Source organism: Epilithonimonas sp. (assembly GCF_036780765.1).
Taxonomy (GTDB): domain Bacteria; phylum Bacteroidota; class Bacteroidia; order Flavobacteriales; family Weeksellaceae; genus Epilithonimonas.
In genome coordinates, this window is sequence record NZ_DAIQCG010000008.1 from 104,779 (window position 1) to 127,338 (window position 22,560).

At 36.7% G+C, this 22,560-nt stretch carries 16 protein-coding genes; 1 reads left to right on the top strand and 15 read right to left on the bottom strand.

Features of this window, described 5'->3' with window-relative positions; all coding sequences use genetic code 11:
• Positions 1–85: 85 nt before the first annotated feature.
• Positions 86–1,594 carry an FMN-binding glutamate synthase family protein gene (locus V7P73_RS12200; protein ID WP_333854077.1) on the top strand — a complete coding sequence of 503 codons (1,509 nt, stop codon included), beginning with the start codon at positions 86–88 and terminating at the stop codon, positions 1,592–1,594.
• A 61-nt stretch (positions 1,595–1,655) separates the two neighbouring features.
• On the opposite strand, the gene guaA is transcribed toward V7P73_RS12200, so the two are convergent.
• From guaA to V7P73_RS12275, 15 genes are all read right to left on the bottom strand, one after another.
• Positions 1,656–3,185: a glutamine-hydrolyzing GMP synthase gene (gene guaA, locus V7P73_RS12205; RefSeq protein ID WP_333854079.1), complete on the bottom strand. Its 1,530-nt coding sequence runs from the start codon at positions 3,183–3,185 to the stop codon at positions 1,656–1,658.
• 18 nt (positions 3,186–3,203) lie between these two features.
• Positions 3,204–3,968, bottom strand: a complete 765-nt coding sequence (locus V7P73_RS12210; protein ID WP_333854081.1) for a methyltransferase domain-containing protein — start codon at positions 3,966–3,968, stop codon at positions 3,204–3,206.
• Between the two features lie 423 nt (positions 3,969–4,391).
• Entirely contained in the window at positions 4,392–5,630 is a 1,239-nt protein-coding gene (purD, locus tag V7P73_RS12215) for a phosphoribosylamine--glycine ligase (protein ID WP_333854084.1), read from the bottom strand.
• Positions 5,631–5,991: 361 nt separating this feature from the next.
• Positions 5,992–6,708 (bottom strand): pirin family protein, encoded by a 717-nt coding sequence (locus V7P73_RS12220; protein ID WP_333854086.1) that lies wholly within the window; start codon positions 6,706–6,708, stop codon positions 5,992–5,994.
• Positions 6,709–6,842: 134 nt separating this feature from the next.
• Positions 6,843–8,111, bottom strand: coding sequence for a threonine ammonia-lyase IlvA (ilvA, locus tag V7P73_RS12225; protein ID WP_333854088.1), 1,269 nt, complete (start codon positions 8,109–8,111; stop codon positions 6,843–6,845).
• Positions 8,112–9,578, bottom strand: a complete 1,467-nt coding sequence (locus tag V7P73_RS12230; protein WP_333854090.1) for an ATP-binding cassette domain-containing protein — start codon at positions 9,576–9,578, stop codon at positions 8,112–8,114. It lies immediately after the preceding gene.
• A 346-nt stretch (positions 9,579–9,924) separates the two neighbouring features.
• The gene (ilvC, locus tag V7P73_RS12235) at positions 9,925–11,406 is read right to left on the bottom strand and encodes a ketol-acid reductoisomerase (protein WP_333854092.1); all 1,482 of its coding nucleotides are present in this window, start codon (positions 11,404–11,406) and stop codon (positions 9,925–9,927) included.
• A 140-nt stretch (positions 11,407–11,546) separates the two neighbouring features.
• The gene (gene ilvN, locus V7P73_RS12240; RefSeq protein ID WP_027384999.1) at positions 11,547–12,137 is read right to left on the bottom strand and encodes an acetolactate synthase small subunit; all 591 of its coding nucleotides are present in this window, start codon (positions 12,135–12,137) and stop codon (positions 11,547–11,549) included.
• A 187-nt stretch (positions 12,138–12,324) separates the two neighbouring features.
• Positions 12,325–14,064 carry a biosynthetic-type acetolactate synthase large subunit gene (gene ilvB / locus V7P73_RS12245; protein WP_333854096.1) on the bottom strand — a complete coding sequence of 580 codons (1,740 nt, stop codon included), beginning with the start codon at positions 14,062–14,064 and terminating at the stop codon, positions 12,325–12,327.
• A 24-nt stretch (positions 14,065–14,088) separates the two neighbouring features.
• Positions 14,089–15,774, bottom strand: a complete 1,686-nt coding sequence (ilvD, locus tag V7P73_RS12250; RefSeq protein WP_333854098.1) for a dihydroxy-acid dehydratase — start codon at positions 15,772–15,774, stop codon at positions 14,089–14,091.
• On the bottom strand, positions 15,767–16,711 hold the full coding sequence (gene ilvE, locus V7P73_RS12255) for a branched-chain-amino-acid transaminase (RefSeq protein WP_333854099.1): 945 nt from the start codon (positions 16,709–16,711) through the stop codon (positions 15,767–15,769). Before ilvE ends, ilvD begins: the two co-directional genes overlap by 8 nt.
• A 668-nt stretch (positions 16,712–17,379) precedes the next feature.
• The gene (locus V7P73_RS12260; RefSeq protein ID WP_333854101.1) at positions 17,380–18,759 is read right to left on the bottom strand and encodes an MFS transporter; all 1,380 of its coding nucleotides are present in this window, start codon (positions 18,757–18,759) and stop codon (positions 17,380–17,382) included.
• Between the two features lie 93 nt (positions 18,760–18,852).
• The gene (locus V7P73_RS12265; protein ID WP_333854102.1) at positions 18,853–19,368 is read right to left on the bottom strand and encodes a nuclear transport factor 2 family protein; all 516 of its coding nucleotides are present in this window, start codon (positions 19,366–19,368) and stop codon (positions 18,853–18,855) included.
• Positions 19,369–19,376: 8 nt separating this feature from the next.
• Positions 19,377–21,224, bottom strand: a complete 1,848-nt coding sequence (locus tag V7P73_RS12270) for a glycoside hydrolase family 13 protein (RefSeq protein ID WP_333854104.1) — start codon at positions 21,222–21,224, stop codon at positions 19,377–19,379.
• A 227-nt stretch (positions 21,225–21,451) separates the two neighbouring features.
• Entirely contained in the window at positions 21,452–22,447 is a 996-nt protein-coding gene (locus tag V7P73_RS12275; protein ID WP_333854106.1) for a bile acid:sodium symporter, read from the bottom strand.
• Between the last annotated feature and the right edge of the window lie 113 nt (positions 22,448–22,560).

A 22,560-nucleotide genomic window follows, 5' to 3' on the forward strand; every position in this document is an offset into this window, starting at 1 on the left:
TATTAAATTTAATCAAGAAAAAAAGACCATTTCAAACTTATCTTTGAAATGGTTTTATATTTGACACAGATTCAAAAACATTCTTATGAGAAACAAATTCATCCTTTGGGGAATCGTTGTATTAATCGTGACGTGGGCAACAGCTCTGCTGATAAAAGCGCAGTACTGGATTCCGATTTTGCTGACGTCCCTCTACATTTTAGGCATTTACAATACCTATCAAACCAAACACGCCATTCTTAGAAATTTCCCTGTTCTTGGTTATTTTAGGTATATTTTTGAGGAAATCTCGCCCGAGATTCAGCAATATTTTATAGAAAGAGAAACAGATGGGAAACCTTTCCCAAGACATCAAAGGTCGGCCGTTTACAGACGTTCGAAAAATTTGAGTGATACTGTCCCATTCGGAACCCAATTAGAAGTCAATCATCGGAAATATGAAGGCATCAAACACTCTATCTACGCCAAACATCCAAAAGAAGAACTGCCAAGAGTGATTATCGGAGGTAAAGATTGTAAGCAACCATATAATGCATCACTTTTTAATATTTCTGCAATGAGTTTTGGTGCATTGAGTGACCGCGCGCAAATGGCTCTGAACCGAGGCGCAAAAAAAGGTAATTTTTATCATAATACAGGTGAAGGTGGCATATCTCCACATCATTTGGAAGGTGGTGACCTTTGCTGGCAGATTGGCACGGGTTATTTTGGATGCAGAAATGAAGAAGGGAACTTCGATGCCGAATTGTTTACAAAATATTCGAATCTGGATAATGTAAAAATGATTGAAATCAAATTATCTCAAGGTGCAAAACCAGGTCACGGCGGTGTTTTGCCGGCCGTGAAGAACACGCCAGAGATTGCTAAAATCCGACACGTCCCACCTGGCGTTACGATTCTTTCGCCACCATCGCACAGTGCTTTTTCTGATGGCGAAGGTTTGTTGAGATTCGTACAGCAATTACGTGAACTTTCTGGCGGAAAACCAATCGGTTTCAAGCTTTGTATCGGTGATACCAAAGAGTTTGAAGACATTTGCGAACAGATGAACATCCTGAACATCTATCCGGATTTCATCACCATAGACGGTGCAGAAGGCGGCACGGGCGCAGCGCCACCAGAGTTCTCAGACGGTGTTGGGATGCCATTGGAACCAGCATTGATTTTCGTCAACAGAACCTTGATTAACTATGAACTAAGAGATAAATTGAGAATCATTGCCAGCGGAAAAGTTTTAACATCCCTGGATATTTTAAGAGCTGTCGCAATGGGCGCTGACCTTTGTAATAATGCCAGAGGTTTTATGTTTTCTTTAGGCTGTATCCAAGCGTTGAGATGCAACACCAATACTTGCCCAACCGGCGTTGCGACGCAAGATAAAATGCTTATCAAAGGTCTTGATACCAACGATAAAACCGAGCGTGTTTATCAATTCCATAAAAATACGTTGCACACTTGTAACGAGCTGATTGCTGCTGCAGGAAGAGAATCCTATGATCAGGTAGATGCGTCTATGTTTATGCGAGGTGACGAGTTCGAACATCTTTCTGACCTCTATTTCCCTGATATTTTGGAGAATGTGAGGAAGAGATAACCAATTGATAAAAACAAAAACGTCTGGAAAATTCCAGACGTTTATTATTTTTGAATATTCATTATTCCCACTCGATGGTTGCTGGTGGTTTTGAACTGATATCATAAGCCACTCTGTTAATCCCACGAACTTCATTGATGATTCTGCTGGAAACAGTGTCCAAAAATTCGTAAGGCAATCTGCTCCAAGTGGCAGTCATAAAATCAATTGTGTTGGCAGAACGTACAACTGCTGTGTATTCGTAAGTTCTTTCATCTCCCATCACACCTACAGATTTCACTGGGAGAAGGACTACGAAAGCCTGAGACACTTTCTCGTACAAATCATTTTTATATAATTCTTCGATGAAGATATCGTCTGCTTCCTGCAATATTCTAACTTTTTCTGCATCTACTTCGCCCAAAACTCGGATTCCCAAACCTGGTCCAGGAAATGGATGTCTGTAAACCAACTCGTGCGGAATTCCCAATTCCTCCCCTACTTTTCTTACTTCATCTTTGAACAATTCTCTCAAAGGTTCCAACAATTCGAATTCCATTTCTTCAGGAAGTCCGCCTACATTGTGATGAGATTTGATAACTGCTGAAGGTCCTTTTACGGATTGAGATTCGATAACATCTGGATAGATTGTTCCTTGTGCCAAGAATTTTGCTCCTTCGATTGAATGAGATTCTTCATCGAAAACGTGAACAAACTCGTTACCAATGATTTTACGTTTTTCTTCAGGGTCACCGATTCCTGCTAATTTGGAAAGAAATCTTTCGGAAGCATCTACCATTTTGATATTCATATCGAAGTGCTTTCCGTAATTTTCCATTACTTTTTTGCCTTCGTCTTTTCTCAAAAGTCCAGTATCTACGAAGATACAATTCAGTTGGTCACCAATTGCTTTGTGAATCAAAACTGCTGCAACAGAAGAATCTACTCCACCAGAAAGTCCAAGAATCACTTTTTGAGTTCCCACTTTTTCTTTGATTTCAGCAACTGTTTTCTCGATATAATTTGTCAGTTTCCAGTTTTTGTCTGACTTACAAATTCCGAATACGAAGTTCTCCAACATTTTTCCTCCTTCTTCGGAATGAGAAACTTCCGGATGAAATTGTACCGCATAAATCTTTTTCTCAGGATTGGAAATTGAAGCAATAACACCAGATTTTGCATTGAGTTCAAAACCTTCTGGCAATTCTGCAACCTCATCAAAATGGCTCATCCAAACAATTGAATTTTGGTAAACACCTTTCAATAATTCGTTTTCTTTAACGATTTCCAAGTGCGCTTTTCCATATTCACCTTTTTCGCCTTTAGCCACTTTTCCGCCCAAAAGATGTGCAGTTAATTGCATTCCGTAGCAAATTCCTAAAACCGGAATTCCTTGCTCATACAATTCTTTTTCTACAAGGTGTGCGTTTTCTGCGTTCACAGAACTTGGACCTCCGGAAAGGATGATTCCTCTTGGTTTTTTCTCAAGAATTTCTGATAATGGTGTATTGAATGGTACTATTTCCGAATAAACTTCCATTTCACGGATTCTTCTCCCGATAAGTTGGTTGTACTGTGAACCGAAGTCTAAAATGATAATTCCGTTTTGCATATAATGTTGTAATATTTTTTAAAATTGTGCGTAAATAAAGGTTCTTTTGAACGGATAAAACACCGGCGAACCTGTGAAAACTTTTCTCAGTTCTTCTTTATAATCGTGCTTGTATTGCTCTTTCAAATCTTCCGGAAGTTTTTCTACGAAAGGAATTATCGCTGTTCCAGAAGCCCAGTCAAAAACTGCATCCGCATCTTTCATAATGTGTGGATAAACTTTTTCGAAAACGTTAATTTTTTTGCCTTCGTTGTCTGACAAAATCTTAGCGTAATCTTCTATATTAAGAACCGAATATTCTCTTTTCCAGCCGTTGAAATGTTTCTGATAAACCTCGTGTTCTGCAACGACTGACAATAATTGATGAACGATAAAATTATGATTCGATGGAATCTGAACGGCTAATTGTCCTTCTGGATTCAGTTTTGAAATCAGTTTGGGAAACAATACATCATGATTTTTGCACCATTGCAAAGAGGCGTTGGCAACAATCAAATCAAACTTTTCATCCAATTCTATTTGTTCTTCTACACTTCTTTGGAAGAACTGTAATCTTTTAGTTGCAAATTGTTCCGCTTTTTTGAGCATCTCTGCAGAAGTATCGATTCCTGTAATTTGAGAATTTGGAATGAAATCCAAAAGTCCGGACGTTAATTCGCCTGTTCCGCAACCTAAATCCATAACCGACATATTGGATTCTAATTCCACCAATTTTATTAAATCAAAATACGGTGCTGAACGTTCTTGTTTGAACTGGTCGTAAAGATCAGGATTCCAAGGCATCTTTTGTAATTATTAATTATGAATTTTTAAACGCAAAGCCCACAAAGTTTTTTTGACTTTTTTGAAAATATTTTAAGATTCACAAAGGTAGTTCGACAAGCTCAGTATAAACTTCAAACTTATCAAGGACTTCCTCTTTTTTTGCTCTTTTGCCATTTCGTAGGAATGACAAAGAGTGTGTTCTTTTATTCTTGTTATTATTATAATTATTATTTTATCATCTTTCAATTGATGACAAAACTTGTTTTTATGATGAATGCCATAGCCCCGATTGTAACGGCATCCTTTTTTGTTATTGCGATTGCTGAATGGTTCTACAGATTGCTTCATTTCGTTCGCAATGACAAAAAAGATATAGTGGAAAGCGGGATGAAGCTTCTTAAAAAACAAAGAGACATTGGTCGCCCAACATCTCTGTATATTTTAGAATTTCGCAATATCTTCTCGGTAAAATCCGTAGTCAAAATCTACAGTCACAGCATCTTCATAAACTTTTTTGCGGGCTTCTTCGAAAGAGTCTCCAAGCGCAACCAAGTTCAAAACTCTACCGCCCGTGGAAACCACTCTGTCTCCTCTGTAATCTGCGCCAGCATAAAGTAAGTTGCTGTTTTTCACTTTTTCTGCGCCTGTAATCTCGTAGCCAGTCTCGTGATTCTGAGGATAACCTCCTGAACAAATCACCAAACAAACTGCTTTTTTATTTTTGAATTTCAAATCCAATTCTTTCCCGTGAAGACAATCCTCGATAACATCTACCAAATTATTCTCCAACAACGGCAAAAGAACCTGCGTTTCTGGGTCGCCCAATCTCATATTGTACTCTAGAAGATAAGTTCCGTTTTTGGTAATCATCAATCCGAAGAAAATAAATCCTTTGAAGCTAAGACCTTCTTTTTTAAGACCGTCAACCGTTGGGTTCATAATATGTTCTACGAAATCTTGCTGATGTTCTTCTGTAAATTCTGGGCTTGGTGCCGCAGAACCCATCCCGCCTGTGTTTGGACCTTGGTCGCCATTTCCTACTTTTTTGTAATCTTTTGCAGGCACGAAAGGGAATATTTTGTCGCCATTGGAAACTCCGATAATTGAAGCTTCGAAACCTTGAAGAAACTCTTCGATAATTACCTGAATCCCAGAATCCCCGAAGATTCTCTTAATCATAAAATCATGAATTGTACCTTCTGCTTCTTCCAAATCTTCAGCAATCACAACGCCTTTTCCACCAGCTAAACCGCTAGCTTTGATAACCAAAGGAAAAGATTGACTCTGCAAATATTCTTTAGCATCTACGTAAGAATCAAACGTTACAGATTGTGCGGTTTTGATTCCGTAAGTTTTCATAAACTTCTTCGAAAACGCTTTGCTGCCTTCTAGAGAAGCTGCTTTTTTTGATGGACCAAAAACCTTAAGATCAACTTTCTTGAACTCATCCACAATCCCTTCTACAAGAGGAGCTTCTGGACCAACAATTGTCAAATCAACTTTGTTTTTAATTGCAAAATCTCTAAGCGCAGTGATATCTGTTTCGTTTATATTTTCTCCTAATTTTTCTGTCATGGCGTTACCAGGCGCAAAAAACATTTTCGTAATTCTGCTATCTTCGCTCAATTTAGTTGCTAAAGCCGAAGCACGGCCGCCATTTCCAACAATAAGTAATCTCATCTGTAAATATTAATGTTTTTGTGGATAAAACGCTTGAAATCTTTCTATTTCTTAAGAACTTTCGTTCGTAGCGTTCCGTCTGTTTTCAGTTTCACTTTTTAAAGTGCCAAATTTAAGATTTTTCAATGACAATTCTCATACCGAGCTGTGTGTTATTTTCTTAAAAAAATATTAAATTAATAACTCTGAGTTAATACAGGATAAATTAATAAAAAGTATCTCTCGCAGATTACAACTTTGCTTTACCACATAGACACATAGTTTTTGTAGGGATTCAAGATAAAATAGTAGTTTCTGTTTTATCTTTTTATGTAATTATTAAGCTTTCCTATGTTTCTATGTGGTTTGATTAATTTTATAATTATCTTGGCAATTCCATTGGAACTTCTATCAATAATATTTCTGAGTTTTCCTGAGCTTCTAAAGTGAAACTGTTTGTATCCCAAATTCCTAAACCGTCTCTTTCATCCAGAATTTGGTCACCAATTTTTGCTTTTCCTTTGATCACGAAAACGTAAACACCGTTTCCAGATTTGTTGATTTTATATTCTTTGGAAAAACCTTTGTCGAATTTTGCCAAGTTGAACCAAGCATCCTGATGAATCCAAACGCCAGCATCATCTGTATTAGGCGAAAGAATCTGCTGAAAATCATTCTGAACTGATTTTTCCTCGATGTCTATTTGATCATATCTTGGAGTTACATCGGTTTTGTTTGGGATAATCCAGATTTGCAAAAACTTCACAGGTTGTTCTATTGCATTTTCTTCACTGTGCATAATTCCGGTTCCAGCTGACATTACTTGAATATCACCTCTTTTGATAATTCCGGAATTTCCCATATTATCACCGTGACGCAAATCACCTTCCAACGGAATCGAAATAATTTCCATATTGCGGTGTGGATGTCTCCCGAATCCCATTCCGCCTTCTACGTAATCGTCATTCAAAACTCTCAAAACTCCGAAATGGTTTCTTTCCGGATTGTGATAATTGGCAAAGCTAAAAGTGTGATGACTTTTCAACCAACCGTGGTTAGCGTAACCTCTGCTTTCTGCGCTGTGATATACTGTTTTCATTTTAAATTGATTTTAATTGTAAGGCTTTTTTGTTGATACAAATTTCCAGCTTTCAAAATCCTTATGCATTGATGTACGGTAAGAACGAGAAACTCCGACGATTGTCGGAGTTTATTTTTTAAACGATTTATTAATTAAACTAGCATACTAAGAACATCCGGATTATCATTGAGATAAGATTCAAAATAACCGAGGTTTTGCATTCTTTGTTTCAAACCATTAAAATCAGAAATATTAGAAAGTTCGATTCCGACGATTGCCAAAGCCGTTTCTCGTGAGTTTTTCTTGGTATATTCGAAATGGGTGATGTCGTCATTTTCTCCTAAAACATTCAGAACAAAATCTTTCAAAGAACCAGGACGCTGCGGAAATTTGACCATAAAATAATGTTTCAAACCATTGTAAAGCAAAGCACGTTCTTTGATTTCCTCCATTCTTGTAATATCGTTGTTGCTTCCGCTTACGATACAGACTACATTTTTGCCTTTAATCTGATTTCTATATTGTTCTAAAGCCGAAATAGATAAAGCCCCAGCTGGTTCCAAAACAATTGCATCCTTATTATAAAGTTGAAGAATTGTTTCACAAATCTTCCCTTCATCCACAGGAATACAATCTGAAAGTGACTTTTTGCAAATCTCGAAAGTCAAATCTCCTACTCTTTTCACTGCTGCACCGTCAACAAAACCGTCGATTTCTGAAAGTTCTGTATTAAGATTATTATCGATGGAAATTCTCATAGAAGGTGCTCCTTTTGGTTCCACTCCGATTAATTGAGTCTCTTTCGATAACTCTTTAAAAACAGTTGAAATTCCCGATGCCAAACCACCACCGCCAATCGGAATGAAGATGAAATCTATAAAATCTGTATTCTGTTCTAAAATTTCTAGAGCCAAAGTCGCCTGACCTTCAATAATCTGAATATCATCAAATGGATGAATAAAAGCCGCTCCAGATGTTTCTGCAAAATCTAAAGCCGCATTTTTTGATGCATCAAAAGTATCTCCAACCAATTTGATTTCGGCAAAGTTTCCACCAAACATTTCGACTTGTTCCAGTTTTTGTTTCGGCGTTGTCACAGGCATAAAAATCGTTCCTTTGATTTGGAGCTGTTTGCACGAAAAAGCCACACCTTGAGCGTGATTTCCCGCACTTGCACAGACAACTCCATCCGAAGTTTTGCCTTCATTGAAAAGACTTTTTATTTTATTGTAAGCACCTCTCAATTTGTACGACCTTACAGGCTGTAAATCTTCTCTTTTGAGGAAAATATTCGCACCAAATTTTTCTGACAATCTTGCATTGTATTGCAAAGGCGTGTAGTTCACGACATTTTCTATACTTTTTCGGGCTTCTTTTACCGCTTCCAAGTTTGGAAATATCAGCGTTTCGTTCATCTTCATTTATATTAAAAATTCTTTGATTTTGGTTTTAATTTTTGTTGTTCCGTTTTCCAGAACGAGTTTGTGACTGAGTTTTTTTGGTAATTGAGATTCAAAATGTCCGACATAAATCAACGATTGGCCCTGACTTGCCAAATCATCAATAACCTGATTGAAATATTGCGTCTGTTCATTATCCATTCCCTGACAAGGCTCATCCAAAATCAGGAGTTTTGGTTTTTTAATCAATGTTCTTGCGAGTAAAGCGAGACGTTGTTTTCCTAAAGGAAGTGTATTTAATTTTTTGTTTTTATCATCTTTCAAATCGAAGAAATAGAGAATCTGTTCCAATTGTTGTTGCTGGTCAAAACTCAGTTTCTGATACAAACTCATCGAATCAAAAAAACCGGAAGCAATCGTTTGTCCGACATTCGCATTCATATCAAAATACCAATGTAATTCGGGTGAAATCATTCCGATTTTTTCTTTGATATCCCAAATACTTTCGCCACTTCCCCGCTTTTGTCCAAAAAGATGAATTTCATTGGCATAAGCTTGCGGATGGTCGCCATTTAGTAGACTTAATAATGTTGATTTTCCTGAACCGTTATGACCTTGCAACAGCCATTGTTCTCCCGAATTAACTTCCCAATCGATGTTTTTCAAAACTTGTTTTTCACCGTAAGAAATATTGATATTTTCTAATTTGATGAGATTTTCCTGTTCGTTCTCCTGATTATTCTGAAGAAAAAACGGAAGCGATTTCGGAATCCTTTCTTCACCTTTTGAAAATTCTTTTGGAGAATTTTGATGAACTAATTTTCCATTTTCAATTTCAACAAAATATTGAACACTTTCTGGATATTCGTCATCATTATTAATTAAAACCAATGTGACATTTTCTTTAATTAAAACATCAAAAGCCTGATTCAAAAACTGTCTCGACTTCACATCCAAACCTGTGTAAGGTTGGTCGATAATCAAAACTTGAGGTTTTAACCAGAGTGCTTTCAACAATTGTAATTTCTTGTGTTCACCGCTCGACAATTCTATTAATTGCTGATTTTTAAAATTATCAAATCCAAAAGGTTCTAAAAAAGATTCCAATATCCTGAAATCCAGATTTTCTTCTTTCCCGAAATGACTGAGTTCTGCAAAAACAGTTAGTGTATCATTTTTTGCCTGTTGATTATAACGTTGCTGATAATAAAAATTGCGGTCGCCTTCCAGATTACTGAACTGAAACCAATTGGAAACATACAAAACTTTCTTTGGCAATTCTGAATTTTCATCAAAATTGACCTCAACTTCCCCTTCGAAATTTTTAATTTCTCCTGAAATGATTTTGGCTAAAGTTGTTTTTCCGCTTCCGCTTAATCCACCTAACATCCAACATTCTCGAGAAGATATTTGCCAATTGAAATTGCTCAATATTGGTTTATCGTACTGAAAATTCAGATTTGAAATTTGGATGATTGGGGTTGACATTATTTTTATTTTTAAACGCAAAGAGCGCAAAGGTTTTTATAATCTTATTGAAAAAATTTATGGTTCGCAAAGGCGCTTCGCTCAGCAAAGAATAAAAATTCAATTTGTCATTCCATAGGAATCTCAGCAGTTTTAAAACATTTCGTTAGGTTTCGTACGGAATGACAAAATTTGAATTTAGGAACAATCTTCATTTTTATGACAAATCCCATAGCCCCGATTGACTCTTTTCTTTTATTCTATTTTTTGAATCATCGAATCTCGTACCTCGATTTGCAGCGGCATCCTTTTGTGATGAGGAACGAAGAGCAAAAGATATAGCGGAAAGCGGGATTAGCTCCTAATTTTAAACTGTTTTAATCGACTTCATCGCCGTCATTGCCTGACGCAGTTTTCTGCCGACAATTTCTACGGGATGATTTCTCAAAATATCGTTTACGTAAACCAATTGTGCGTTGTCAACCGAAGCTTTTTTGCCTTCATTGAAGTCTTTTCCGACCAAATCTGTATCCACTGACTTCATAAAATCCGCCAACAACGGTTTGCAAGCTTGGTCGAAAAGATAACAGCCGTATTCTGCGGTGTCGGAAATCACACGATTCATTTCGAACAGTTTTTTTCTGGCAATGGTGTTGGCAATCAAAGGGGTTTCGTGAAGTGACTCATAATAAGCAGATTCTGGCTTGATTCCAGCTTCGACCATTGTTTCGAAAGCCAACTCAACGCCTGCTCTGATGAACGCCAACATCAAAAGATAATTGTCAAAATATTCCTGCTCATCGATTTTCACATCACCTGCAGGTGTTTTTTCGAAAGCAGTTTCTCCTGTTTCTGCTCTCCATTTCAAAAGATTGGCGTCGCCATTTGCCCAATCTTCCATCATTGTTTTGGAAAATTCGCCCGAAATAATATCATCCTGATGTTTTTGGAAAAGTGGTCGCATTATGTCTTTCAGTTCTTCCGAAAGTTCAAATGCTTTGAGTTTTGCAGGATTCGAAAGTCTGTCTAACATTCCGCTCACACCGCCGTGTTTCAAGGCTTCTGTAATAACTTCAACACCGTACTGAACCAATTTGGAAGCGTAACCTGCATCAACACCTTTCTCCACCATTTTGTCGAAAGAAAGAATAGAACCCGTTTGTAAAAGTCCGCACAAAATGGTTTGTTCGCCCATCAAATCGGACTTCACTTCGGCAACGAAAGAGGATTTCAAAACACCAGCTTTGTGACCGCCAGTTCCTACGCAATACGCTTTCGCTTCTGCCCAACCTTTTCCTTGAGGGTCATTTTCTGGGTGAACGGCAATCAAAGTCGGAACACCAAAACCACGCAGATATTCGGCACGAACTTCGGAACCAGGACATTTTGGAGCAACCATAATTACGGTTAAATCTTTACGGATTTGCATCCCTTCTTCAACAATATTGAATCCGTGAGAATAGGACAAAGTTGCGCCTTGTTTCATCAAAGGTTGAACAGCATTAATCACAGAAGTATGTTGTTTGTCGGGCGTTAAATTGATAACCAAATCCGCAGTTGGAATCAGTTCTTCGTAAGTTCCGACTTTAAAATTATTTTCGGTTGCGTTTTTCCACGAATCTCTCTTTTGGTCGATTGCTTCCTGACGCAATGCGTAAGAAACATCCAATCCGCTGTCTCTCAGATTCAGACCTTGGTTCAGACCTTGAGCGCCGCATCCTACAACTACGATTTTCTTTCCTTTCAACGCAGAAACGCCATCAGAAAACTCTGAACTGTCCATAAAATCTGCCTGTGCTAACTGATGCAACTGGTCTCTGAGTGATAAGGTATTGAAATAATTTGCCATTTTTATTTTGTCTTGATTTTATTAAATTTTGTTTTGAAGATTGTCTAAAATTGAACACAAAGCGCACGAAGATTTTTTTAACAATTGAATGTTTTTAAGTTCACGAAGATGCTTACGCTCAACAAAGTTTGATTGTTTATTTACATTGTGAAAACGTCGTCTCTTTTGTCGAGATATTCGTTTTCTATAAGTTCTGGTGAAGGTTCCCTTTTTTCGAATTCGAGGACTTTTTCGTGGATTCCTGCGCTGTTTTTGATGATTGCGATTCTTGCTCCACGAACGAATTCGATGAGTCCATACTTGTTGAGTTCTTCCGTCAATCGGTCGATTTCTTCACGATGTCCTGCTGTTTCAAAAACGATGTAATCCTGACGAATCACAACTGTTGAAGCTCCATATTGACGAAGCAATCTTTCTACATAAACCTTTTCTGTTACAACATTTGCGGGAACTTTATAAAGCGCTTGTTCCTGCCAAACAATCTCATCATCGGTATTGAAATAAGCTTTCAGAATATCGATTTGTTTTTCTAGCTGACGGCAAAGTTTTCTAACAACTTCTTCGGTTTCATTAATAAGAATCGTGAATCTGTGAATGCCTTCAACCTCGGAAGGAGAAGTATTAAGACTTTCGATATTGATTTTTCTTCGTGAAAAAATCCCTGATATTCTGCCAATTAATCCAACCGAATTTTCTGTGTATAATGTGATGGTAAATTCTTGTTTTTCCATTTTATGATAAATTAAAGTTCCAAAGAGTTGGAAATGGTTTGCAGATATTTTTTAAACGCAAAGTCCGCAAAGTTTTTTTATTTAATTCAATGTTTTAAAGTTCGCAAAGGCGTAAAACTTAGCAAAGTTTATTAGACTGATAATCTGTCTCTTAATTTCTTTGAATTGTTTTATAAATAATTATAAATTATTTAAGTCTGATTTCCGAAACCGAAGTTCCTTGTGCTACCATTGGAAAAACGTTATTTTCTTTTCCAACCATTACTTCTAAAAGATAAGCGCCATCGTGATTTATCATTGTTTCTAAAGCATTTTTGAGGTCTTTTCTTTCAGCTATTTTTTGTCCGTCGATGTAATAACCTTTCGCAACTGCTACGAAATCAGGACTTGTGATGTTCACAAAAGAATACCGTCTGTCGTGGAAAAGTTGTTGCCATTGTCTAACCATTCCAAGGAATTCATTATTGAGAATCAGAATTTTAACCTTCGCTCCAAACTGCATAATTGTTCCTAATTCCTGCAAAGTCATTTGAAATCCACCATCGCCAATGATCGCAACAACCGTTTTTTCAGGTGCGCCATACCAAGCTCCAATCGCAGCAGGCAAACCAAATCCCATTGTTCCTAAACCTCCTGATGTAACACTGGATTTAGAATTATTGAAATTCGCATATCGACAAGCAACCATTTGATGCTGACCGACATCGGTTGTAATAATAGCGTCACCATTTGTCAGTTCATTCAGAACTTTGATGACTTCTCCCATTGTCATAACATCGGTTGTTGGATTCAGTTCGTTTTGAATAACTTCTTTGATTTCTTCTTTTTCCAGTTCACGGAATTTTTCAAGCCAATCTGAATGGTCATTGTCTTTGAGAAGAGAAGTTAAAAGTGGAAGTGTTTTTTTACAATTTCCCCAAACAGGAACTGTTGTCTTCACATTTTTATCGATTTCAGCTGGATCTATATCAAGGTGAATAATTTTTGCCTGTTTTGCATATTTATCCAAACGTCCTGTAACCCTGTCATCGAAACGCATTCCGACAGCAATCAGAACATCACATTCATTAGTCATTACGTTTGGTGCATAGTTTCCGTGCATCCCTAACATTCCTACGTGCAATTTGTGATTGGTGGGAAGTGCGCTCAATCCCATCACCGTTGCAGCTGCGGGAAGATTAACTTTCTCAATAAAAGCTTTGAACTCTTGTTCAGCCTTACCCAAAATCACACCTTGTCCAAACAGAACGAATGGTTTTTTTGCCTGATTAATAAGCTCTGCTGCTTGCTCGATATATTCATTTCTGATTTCAGGTTCAGGACGATAACTTCTGATATGATTACATTTTTTATAACCTAAATATTCGAATAGCTGTAATTGAGCATTTTTGGTAATGTCAATCAAAACCGGACCGGGACGACCTGTACTTGCAATATGAAAAGCTTTGGCAATTGCTTCCGGAATTTCTGTTGCGTCAGTCACTTGATAATTCCATTTTGTAACCGGCGTTGTAATATTGATAACATCTGTTTCCTGAAAAGCATCTGTTCCCAAAAGTGAGGCAAAAACCTGACCTGTAATGCAGACAATCGGGTTGCTATCTATCATCGCATCTGCCAAACCCGTTACCAAATTGGTTGCACCGGGACCACTGGTTGCAAATACCACTCCGGTTTTTCCGGAAGTTCTCGCAAATCCCTGTGCTGCGTGAATTGCACCTTGCTCGTGACGAACCAAAATATGTTTCAATTTTTCGGAATAGTCGTACAAAGCATCATAAATCGGCATAATTGCTCCGCCGGGATAACCGAAAATCGTATCAACATTTTCCTGTAACAGAGCTTCTAAAACAGCTTTTGAACCGGAGATTTCTACCGCTTTCTGCTGTTCTGCATCTTTATTTTCCTTTACTTCAAGCGTACTCATATTATTTTCAATTTTACTTTTTAATTATAAATCGGTTACACAACCTTGTGAGGCGTCTGCCACAGATTTGGCGTATTTGTACAACACGCCACTTTTCACTTTGTATTCGGGTTGTTGGAACTCGGCTTTTCTTTTAGTAATTTCTTCGTGTGACAACAATGCGTTGATAGTATTTTTTTCGGCATCCAATTCAATCACGTCGCCATCTTTAATTAATCCAATCAATCCTCCGGAAAAAGCTTCAGGTGTGATATGACCAACCACGAAACCGTGTGTTCCTCCTGAGAATCTTCCGTCTGTAATCAAGGCAACATTTTTACCTAAACCTGAACCCATTAAAGCCGAAGTTGGTTTCAGCATTTCCGGCATTCCAGGTGCGCCTTTTGGACCTTCGTTTTTAATCACAACCACATTTCCTTCTTTGATTTTTTTTTCTTCGATTCCTTTGATGAATTCTTTTTCTCCGTCAAAAACAATCGCTGTTCCTTTGAAATAAGCGCCTTCTTTTCCGGTAATCTTAGCAACAGAACCTTTCTCCGCAAGATTTCCGTACATAATTCTGATGTGACCTGTTTCTTTGATTGGATTTTTGATATCGTGAATAATGTTTTGTTCCCTATCAATAATTGAAGTGACGTGTTCCAGGTTTTCAGCAATTGTTTTTCCTGTAACCGTTAAACAATCACCGTGCAGCAATCCTAAATCCAACAGATATTTCATTACTGCAGGAACTCCGCCCACTTTGTGAAGGTCTTCCATCAGATATTTCCCACTTGGTTTAAGATCAGCCAAAAATGGGGTTTCATCACTGATTTTCTGGAAATCATCCAAAGTCAAATCGTATCCAATAGATTTTGCAATCGCTATAAAATGGAGAACCGCGTTTGTGCTTCCACCTAAAATCATAATCAGCCTCAAAGCATTTTCGAACGCTTTAGGAGTCATTATATCGGATGGTTTAATATCTTTTTCCAAAAGAATTTTAACATAATGACCGGCAAACTGGCATTCTTCTTTTTTCTCTTTGCTTAATGCCGGATAAGATGAGGAATAAGGCAAACTCATTCCCAAAGCTTCGATGGCGGAAGCCATTGTGTTCGCAGTGTACATCCCGCCACAAGCACCTGCACTTGGACAAGAATTTTGAATTACTCCTTGGAAATCTTCCTCAGAAATTTTGCCTGCAATTTTATTTCCTAAGGCTTCGAAAGCCGAAACAATATTCAAATCTTCGCCTTTGTAATGTCCGGGAGCAATACTTCCTCCGTAAACCATTATCGAAGGACGGTCAAGACGCGCCATCGCCATCAGAGAACCCGGCATATTTTTATCACAACCAGGAACTGTAATTAATCCGTCGTAATATTGTCCGGCACAAACTGCTTCGATAGAATCTGCTATGATGTCGCGACTGACAAGAGAATAACGCATTCCGTCGGTTCCGTTGGTCATTCCGTCACTGATTCCGATAGTGTGGAACATTAATCCAACCAAATTTTGTTCTTTAACTCCCTTTTTTACAATTTCAGCCAAACCATTTAAGTGCATATTACAAGTGTTTCCGTCGTAACCCATACTTGCAATACCAATTTGGGCTTTGTCGAAATCTTCTTTTTGAAAACCAATCCCGTAAAACATTGCCTGAGTTGCGGGTTGAGTTGGGTCTTTCGTGAGTGTTTTGGAATATTTGTTCAGTTCTACGTTACACATATTGCAAGTTTGATTTTAAATAAGAATAATCTTCTTCTAATACTAAATGGCGATAAGCTGTCTGAATTTTTGCGGATAAACTATCTTCCCAATTCAGTTTGAAAGGAACGTTATCCAAAGAATCCAAGGCTACAATCTCTGCTGCTGTTCCACAGAAAAAACCTGCATCTGCACCTTGCATTTCTTCAGGTTTGAAGAATTTTTCTTCGTAAGGAATTCCAAGATTATCGCAGATTTCAAAAACTGTCGCTCTGGTAATCCCAGGAAGAATGCTTCCTTTTGCCGGTGTGAAAAGTTTTCCGCCTTTTTCGAAGAAGATATTGGCACCGGAACTTTCAGCAACATTTCCATCAGCATCTAAAACTAAAGCTTCATCAAAACCTTTATCTTTAGCTTCCTGACAAGCCAAAATGGAGTTTACATAATGTCCACTGACCTTTGCTTCTACTTTGAAAGCTTTTGGATTTGGACGTTCAAATGACGAAGTCATAATTCTCATTTTGTTTGCCATATAACCGTTGTCCCAATTCCAAACTTCTATAACGAGATAACTTTTCTGTCCTTTTGACAAAGCCATATTCGGAGAGCAAATCACTAATGGACGGATGTAAGCATTGCTTAGATTATTTTGTTCCAAAAGTTTGTAGGTAATCTCCACCATTTCTTCGGTAGAATAATCGAAAGGCATCATCATTGTTTCGGCTGATTTACGAAGTCTGTCGTAATGTTCTTCAGCTTTGAAAATCTTGGTTCCGTTGGCTGTTTTGTAAGATTTAATTCCTTCGAAAACAGCATATCCGTAGTGTAACGATTGACCGTAGAGGTCGGTTTTAGCTTCTTTTGCTTTCACATATTCCCCATCAAAAAAGAGAACACTGTCGTCATTGTAATACATTTTGTATTGGTTTTTATATTTGTTTGTTAGATTTCTTACCATAAAAAAAACCATTCTCGTGATGAGAATGGTTTGTATTATTTCAATTTCAATAATTATCACAAGCCATCACTCACCACCGGAATCCGATAATGCTAATAATGACAAGAATAATAATTGTGTTATTCATATTTGCTTGTTTTGAACGGTACAAATGTATAAACTAATTTTCAATATCATTGATTTTTTCACAAAAAAATATTTTCAATACTATCAAAAACATACAAAATATTGATTTTTATACGATATTCATTAAAACAAAAAACGCTCATAAAGTATTGATTTTCAATTTGTGGAAGCTTGAGAAATTACGATGTCTAAAATTTTACTAAGATTTGATTATTTTAGTTTATAATTTGAATTTTCAATCAAAATTCATTCAGTAAAAACGAAAAATCCACCGATTGGTGGATTTTGTATTAAGAAGAAAAATAGATTCTAATATTATTTCACTTTCTTTTTTACTGTTAAAATTATAGAAATAAAAAATAAAATAATTCCTAAAATCAAAGCCGGCAACCAAAAAGCAAAACTGATTTCTCCCAATTTAATAATTATTGGATTCAGTTCTTTTCCTTTATAAGTAAACAAACTAATTCCAACTATAAACATTATTACAGAAAGAATTATCAGTATAATACTTGATATTAGAATCTTTTTATAAATCATTATTAAAAATGAACCTGCTGAATTTCTTCTTCAATTTCTTTTGACGTTTCATCTTCCGTTTTGATGAAAATCATTGTTACAACTGCTCCAATTAACATACAAATTCCACCAACAACAACATAATCAATTGCCATTTTCCCAAAGATATTGGAAACTATTGGTCCACCGAAAATACCGTTGATGATTTGAGGAATTACAATGAAGAAATTAAAAATCCCCATATAAACACCCATTTTCCTCTGCGGAATCACTTCGATTAACATCGCGTAAGGCATTGCTAAAATACTTGCCCAAGCAAATCCTAATCCTATCATTGAAATCCAAAGTATTGATGTGTCTTTGATGAAATACATTGAAATCAACCCCAAACCTCCAGCTAACAAAGCTAAAGCGTGCGTTTGTTTTTTCCCTAAGAATTTAGCAATCGGTGTTAATAAAAATGCAAACGGAATTGCCCAAAGATTATACATCCCGAATAATTTTCCCGTCAAATCTCCTGCATTATTAAAAGCTTCCGAATGCGTATCTTCCGGAGACAACCCGAAATGATGCGTTGCCAAGGCACTTGTGGTGAAAACCCACATCGTAAATAAAGCAAACCAAGAAAAGAATTGAACGATCCCCAGTCTTTTCATTTGAGTTGGAATGTTCGCAAAATCCTTGAATATATCAGAAAATTTAGAAGGTTCTGTAACTTCTTTTCCATCTTCAAATGATGCAAATTCTTCCGGAGAATATTCTTTGGTTGTGAAAATCGTGTAAAGAATGGTTAGAATCAAAAATCCTGCACCAACATAGAAAGAAAAAATCACATTATCCGCTACAAAACCTTCCGGAGCAACATTGGAAATTCCTAATTTGGTTAACCAATCCGGAAGATAAGAACCGATAACAGCTCCAATACCAATCAAAATCGTTTGAACAGAAAACCCGATTGTTCCCTGATGTTTTGGTAACATATCGCCAACCAAAGCTCGGAAAGGTTCCATTGCAACGTTGATGGAAGCATCCATCATTGCTAAGAAAATCACCGCCAACAATAATACATTGGCTGCAATAAGATTAGTCACTGAAGCGGCGTTTGGAAGGAGAACCAATCCGATTGCACACAACACTGCACCTATCAAAAAATAAGGTTTTCTTCTTCCTAACGGACTCCAAGTATTATCTCCCATATGCCCGATGATTGGCTGAACGATTAATCCTGTAACAGGCGCTACCAACCAGAACCAAGACAACTCGTGAACGTCAGCTCCCAGATTTGCTAAAATTCTGCTGGCATTTCCGTTCTGTAAACCGAACGCCATTTGGATTCCCAAAAATCCCATACTCATATTGATAATCTGAGCGATGGAAAGATTTGGTTTTATTTTTTTAGTCATTGTTTATTATATTTAAGTTAATGTCATTCCGACGAAGGAGGAATCTCATAAAGATTCTTCTCTTCATTTCATTTCGCTCTGAATGACAATTTGTTATTTTAATTTCTGGATGAAAGCATCCTCGATTGGTGTTTTGATTTTGGTGACCTCATCTATCACTTCATTCGGGATTGTTGCGGAAAGAACGTATTGTTTGATTTTCCATTTTCCACCTATTTTTTCGAGAACACCAGACCCTCTGCAGATTTTCATCTGAGTATCCAGAACTTCATCAAACCAAGCGTAATTTCCGTCTTTGCTGAAGTAGATATTTCGTTTTAATGATTTGAAATTCCAAGTTGTTTTCTTATCGAAATAAGGTTTTGCCCAATCTTTGAACTCTTGCTTTTGCCAAACTTCCGTTGCATCTGTTCCGATGTATTGTGATTCCTGCGCAAACAAATCAAAGTAATTCTTGAAATCTGCATTGGCCGCAAATGTGTTCAAATCGTCTAAGACTTTAGCCATATTTTTTTTCTGAACATTTTCGTAAAAGCCTTTCTTTTGAGCCGAAAGTGGAATCGAAAATATAAAAAACGAGAGTAAGACGATGGAAATTATTTTTTTCATTTTAATTTTTATTTAAGTTCTAAAATTAATGAAGATTTCGCAGGAATGGACAAATTTGTTTTCAAATCAAAATCTTTGTCAGAAATGATATCTTTTCCTTTTGTAAAATTATTCAAACCTTCAGAAAAACGCTTCAAATCCAGATTCTGATTTTCCTTATTGTTATTAATTACAACCATTACTCTCTTTTTATCCGTATATCGGAAATAAACATAAACATTATTGTTCGGGATGTAATGCAAAGTTTTCCCTGTATGAACCGCTTCATTTGTTTTTCTCCAATTCAACAATTTTTTGGTATAATCAAAATACTGGTTTTGAGAAGCTGTTCTTCCTGATTTTGTGAAAGCATTATTCGCATCACCAGCCCAACCGCCAGGGAAATCTTTTCGGATTTCTCCATCGCCACCATTATTTTTATCACCTGCCATTCCAATTTCGGAACCGTAATACAATTGCGGAATTCCACGAACTGTCAGAATCAAGCTCATTGCCAGTTTGTAGTCTTCTATTTTTGGATAGATTTGATTCAGTCTGTTCGTATCGTGATTCTCAGCAAAAACCAAGATATAATTGATATCAGGATAAAGGAAATCATTGGTAAAATTCCCATAAACTCTCTGCATTCCTGCGTTCCAGCCCGGCTCTTCTTTGAAAGCCTGACCAATAGCATCATAAAGTGAAAAATCCATTACAGATGGCAAGTAAGAATTAAAGTTTTCTATTGCGCCTATTTTAGAATCTTTTTGCCAATAAGCCATATGAGCAGGATCTTGCATCCAGACTTCCCCAACGATATTGAATTTCGGATATTCGTCGGTGATACGTTTTGTCCAATCTGCTATTCCTTTTTTATCGTTATAAGAATAAGTATCCACACGGAAACCGTCCAAACCAGCATATTCTATCCACCAGATTGCATTCTGCGCCATATAATTCACAACCATTGGATTACTTTGGTTCATATCCGGCATCGTCGTATCAAACCAGCCGTCCATACAATCTGCCGCATCAGCTTTTGCAGCATTGATGTCAAATTGGGTCGTCATTTTATAATTACTTCGTTTGAAACCATTTTCCTGCCCTTCCCAATAATGAATCCAATCTTTCGACGGCAAATCTTTGATTATCCAACTTTTTGAACCCCAGTGATTGGTCACATAATCCATCACGAGTTTCATTTTTCGTTTATGAAGTTCGTCAGCCAAATTTTTGTAATCTTCATTAGTTCCGTACCGCGGGTCTATTTTATAATAATCGCTTTGTGCGTAACCGTGGTAAGAAAAACCAGGTTCGTTATCTTCTAACAAAGGTGTATTCCAAAGTGTTGTAATTCCTAATTCCTGAAGATAATCCAGATTTTTTACAATTCCAGCAATGTCTCCACCGTGACGTCCGCCAGTTTTGCTTCGGTCAGCTTTTTCAGCTGTGTCTGGAGTATTGTCATTTTTTGGATTTCCGTTGGCAAAACGGTCCGGCATTATCAGATACATTACATCAGAAGAGGTGTAAGAATCTCTATTCGCCGAGTTTTGTTGTCTTTGTTTGAATTCGTAATCGATGGTTTTAACAGTTTTGTTTCCGTTTTTAAAGTTCAGTTTTGCTTTTTGTGGCTGAACACCGTTTGTATCGATTGTTACAAAAAGGTAATTCGGGTTTTCAACTTTTTTGACTTCTTTGATTTTGATTTCGCCAGAGAATTCTGGTTGAAGATTTTGGATATCTTTTCCATAAACTAATAATTGTAGTTCAGGATTTTTCATTCCGCTCCACCAAAAAGCTGGCTCTACTTTCTGAACCTGAGAATAGAAAACCGCAGATAATGCGATAGCAGAAATGGTTAATATTTTTTTCATAATGTTAATTTTTTAGGTCTATTTAAAATTAAGGTTTATATTTTATTATTGATGATTTTGAACGCAAAGTCCACAAACTTTAACTTAAAACTACTTTTTTTACCACATAGACACATAGCTATTCGTAGTAATAAGGTAAAATAGCAGCAGCGATACTATTTATTCTTTTTCAGAAATTTAATTTTAATATTTTCTATGTGTCTATGTGGTTTTAATAAATTTTAAAATCAAACTTCTTCAGTAATTTCTCTTTTGGCAATTTTATTTGCTAACCAACTTACGTAGAATAATTGAAAACTGTGGTAAATCATTACCGGCAACAAAAACAAAACTTTTTGGTCATCGGGAATACCTAAAACCAAGAGAAACAAAGTCCCGTGAACTAAGGATTTTTTTGAACCACAGAAGGTTGTTGTGATGACATCTTTCTTTTTAAAGTTCAGTTTTTCTGCAATGAATTTCAGGATGTAATAGGTTGCAAAAAACAAAAAGACAACGCTAAAAGCCAAAGCAAGAAACACAAATGATGGTACAGCCACAAAAATATTATCAATAAAAGCCGCTGAAAAGCTTTCATAAACGATGAGCAAAATAATCAATCGGTCAAATTCTGAAATGATATTAGCATATTTAGTCACCCATTTTTTGAAGATTGGATTAAGGATAATTCCTAAAATAATAGGCAACAAAACTTTTAATAAAAGTTGCTGAATAATCTCGGATTGATTGCCAGATTCTCCATTAGCTGTGAGGAAAAAGCTCATCCAAAGCGGCGTCATTAAAATCCCAATGATTCCGGAAATCGATGCGTTGAAAATGGCTGAAGTGACATTTCCTTTGGCGATTGAAACCATTACGACAGATGATGAAACCGTGGACGGTAAACTCGCTAAAAAGAAAACCGAAAGCCAAATATTGTAATACGGTGTATCTTTCAGAAACGGATAAAACATCAACGCCAACAAAGGAAAAATAATGAATGTTCCCGACTGAATCAGCAAATGCAGTTTCCAGTTGGAGACATCTTTTATGACTTCTTTGAGATTGAGTTTCAGTCCATACAACAGAAAAATCCCCGCAATTCCCCAATCTATAAATCCCACAAGATTAAAATACTGATTGTAAGACTCTTGGAAAGGAATGACTTTCGCTAAAATTACCATTCCTATCAGCAAGAACAGAAAGGTATTTTGTTTGTTGAAAATCTTGGAAATCCAATTCATTTAATAGGATTTTGAGAAAAAAAATTAAGAAAAACTTTGTCAAAGGTTGAACCTCTGACAAAGTTTTATTTGAAGTTGAAAGCCATAGCCCCGATAGTAGCGGCATCCTTTTT

What these genes read in the sequence shown, in the direction of transcription:
- V7P73_RS12200 (WP_333854077.1), top strand. Translation starts at nt 86, where the DNA reads ATGAGAAACAAATTCATCCTTTGGGGAATCGTTGTATTAATCGTGACG.
- guaA (WP_333854079.1), bottom strand. Translation starts at nt 3,185, where the DNA reads ATGCAAAACGGAATTATCATTTTAGACTTCGGTTCACAGTACAACCAA.
- V7P73_RS12210 (WP_333854081.1), bottom strand. Translation starts at nt 3,968, where the DNA reads ATGCCTTGGAATCCTGATCTTTACGACCAGTTCAAACAAGAACGTTCA.
- purD (WP_333854084.1), bottom strand. Translation starts at nt 5,630, where the DNA reads ATGAGATTACTTATTGTTGGAAATGGCGGCCGTGCTTCGGCTTTAGCA.
- V7P73_RS12220 (WP_333854086.1), bottom strand. Translation starts at nt 6,708, where the DNA reads ATGAAAACAGTATATCACAGCGCAGAAAGCAGAGGTTACGCTAACCAC.
- ilvA (WP_333854088.1), bottom strand. Translation starts at nt 8,111, where the DNA reads ATGAAGATGAACGAAACGCTGATATTTCCAAACTTGGAAGCGGTAAAA.
- V7P73_RS12230 (WP_333854090.1), bottom strand. Translation starts at nt 9,578, where the DNA reads ATGTCAACCCCAATCATCCAAATTTCAAATCTGAATTTTCAGTACGAT.
- ilvC (WP_333854092.1), bottom strand. Translation starts at nt 11,406, where the DNA reads ATGGCAAATTATTTCAATACCTTATCACTCAGAGACCAGTTGCATCAG.
- ilvN (WP_027384999.1), bottom strand. Translation starts at nt 12,137, where the DNA reads ATGGAAAAACAAGAATTTACCATCACATTATACACAGAAAATTCGGTT.
- ilvB (WP_333854096.1), bottom strand. Translation starts at nt 14,064, where the DNA reads ATGAGTACGCTTGAAGTAAAGGAAAATAAAGATGCAGAACAGCAGAAA.
- ilvD (WP_333854098.1), bottom strand. Translation starts at nt 15,774, where the DNA reads ATGTGTAACGTAGAACTGAACAAATATTCCAAAACACTCACGAAAGAC.
- ilvE (WP_333854099.1), bottom strand. Translation starts at nt 16,711, where the DNA reads ATGGTAAGAAATCTAACAAACAAATATAAAAACCAATACAAAATGTAT.
- V7P73_RS12260 (WP_333854101.1), bottom strand. Translation starts at nt 18,759, where the DNA reads ATGACTAAAAAAATAAAACCAAATCTTTCCATCGCTCAGATTATCAAT.
- V7P73_RS12265 (WP_333854102.1), bottom strand. Translation starts at nt 19,368, where the DNA reads ATGAAAAAAATAATTTCCATCGTCTTACTCTCGTTTTTTATATTTTCG.
- V7P73_RS12270 (WP_333854104.1), bottom strand. Translation starts at nt 21,224, where the DNA reads ATGAAAAAAATATTAACCATTTCTGCTATCGCATTATCTGCGGTTTTC.
- V7P73_RS12275 (WP_333854106.1), bottom strand. Translation starts at nt 22,447, where the DNA reads ATGAATTGGATTTCCAAGATTTTCAACAAACAAAATACCTTTCTGTTC.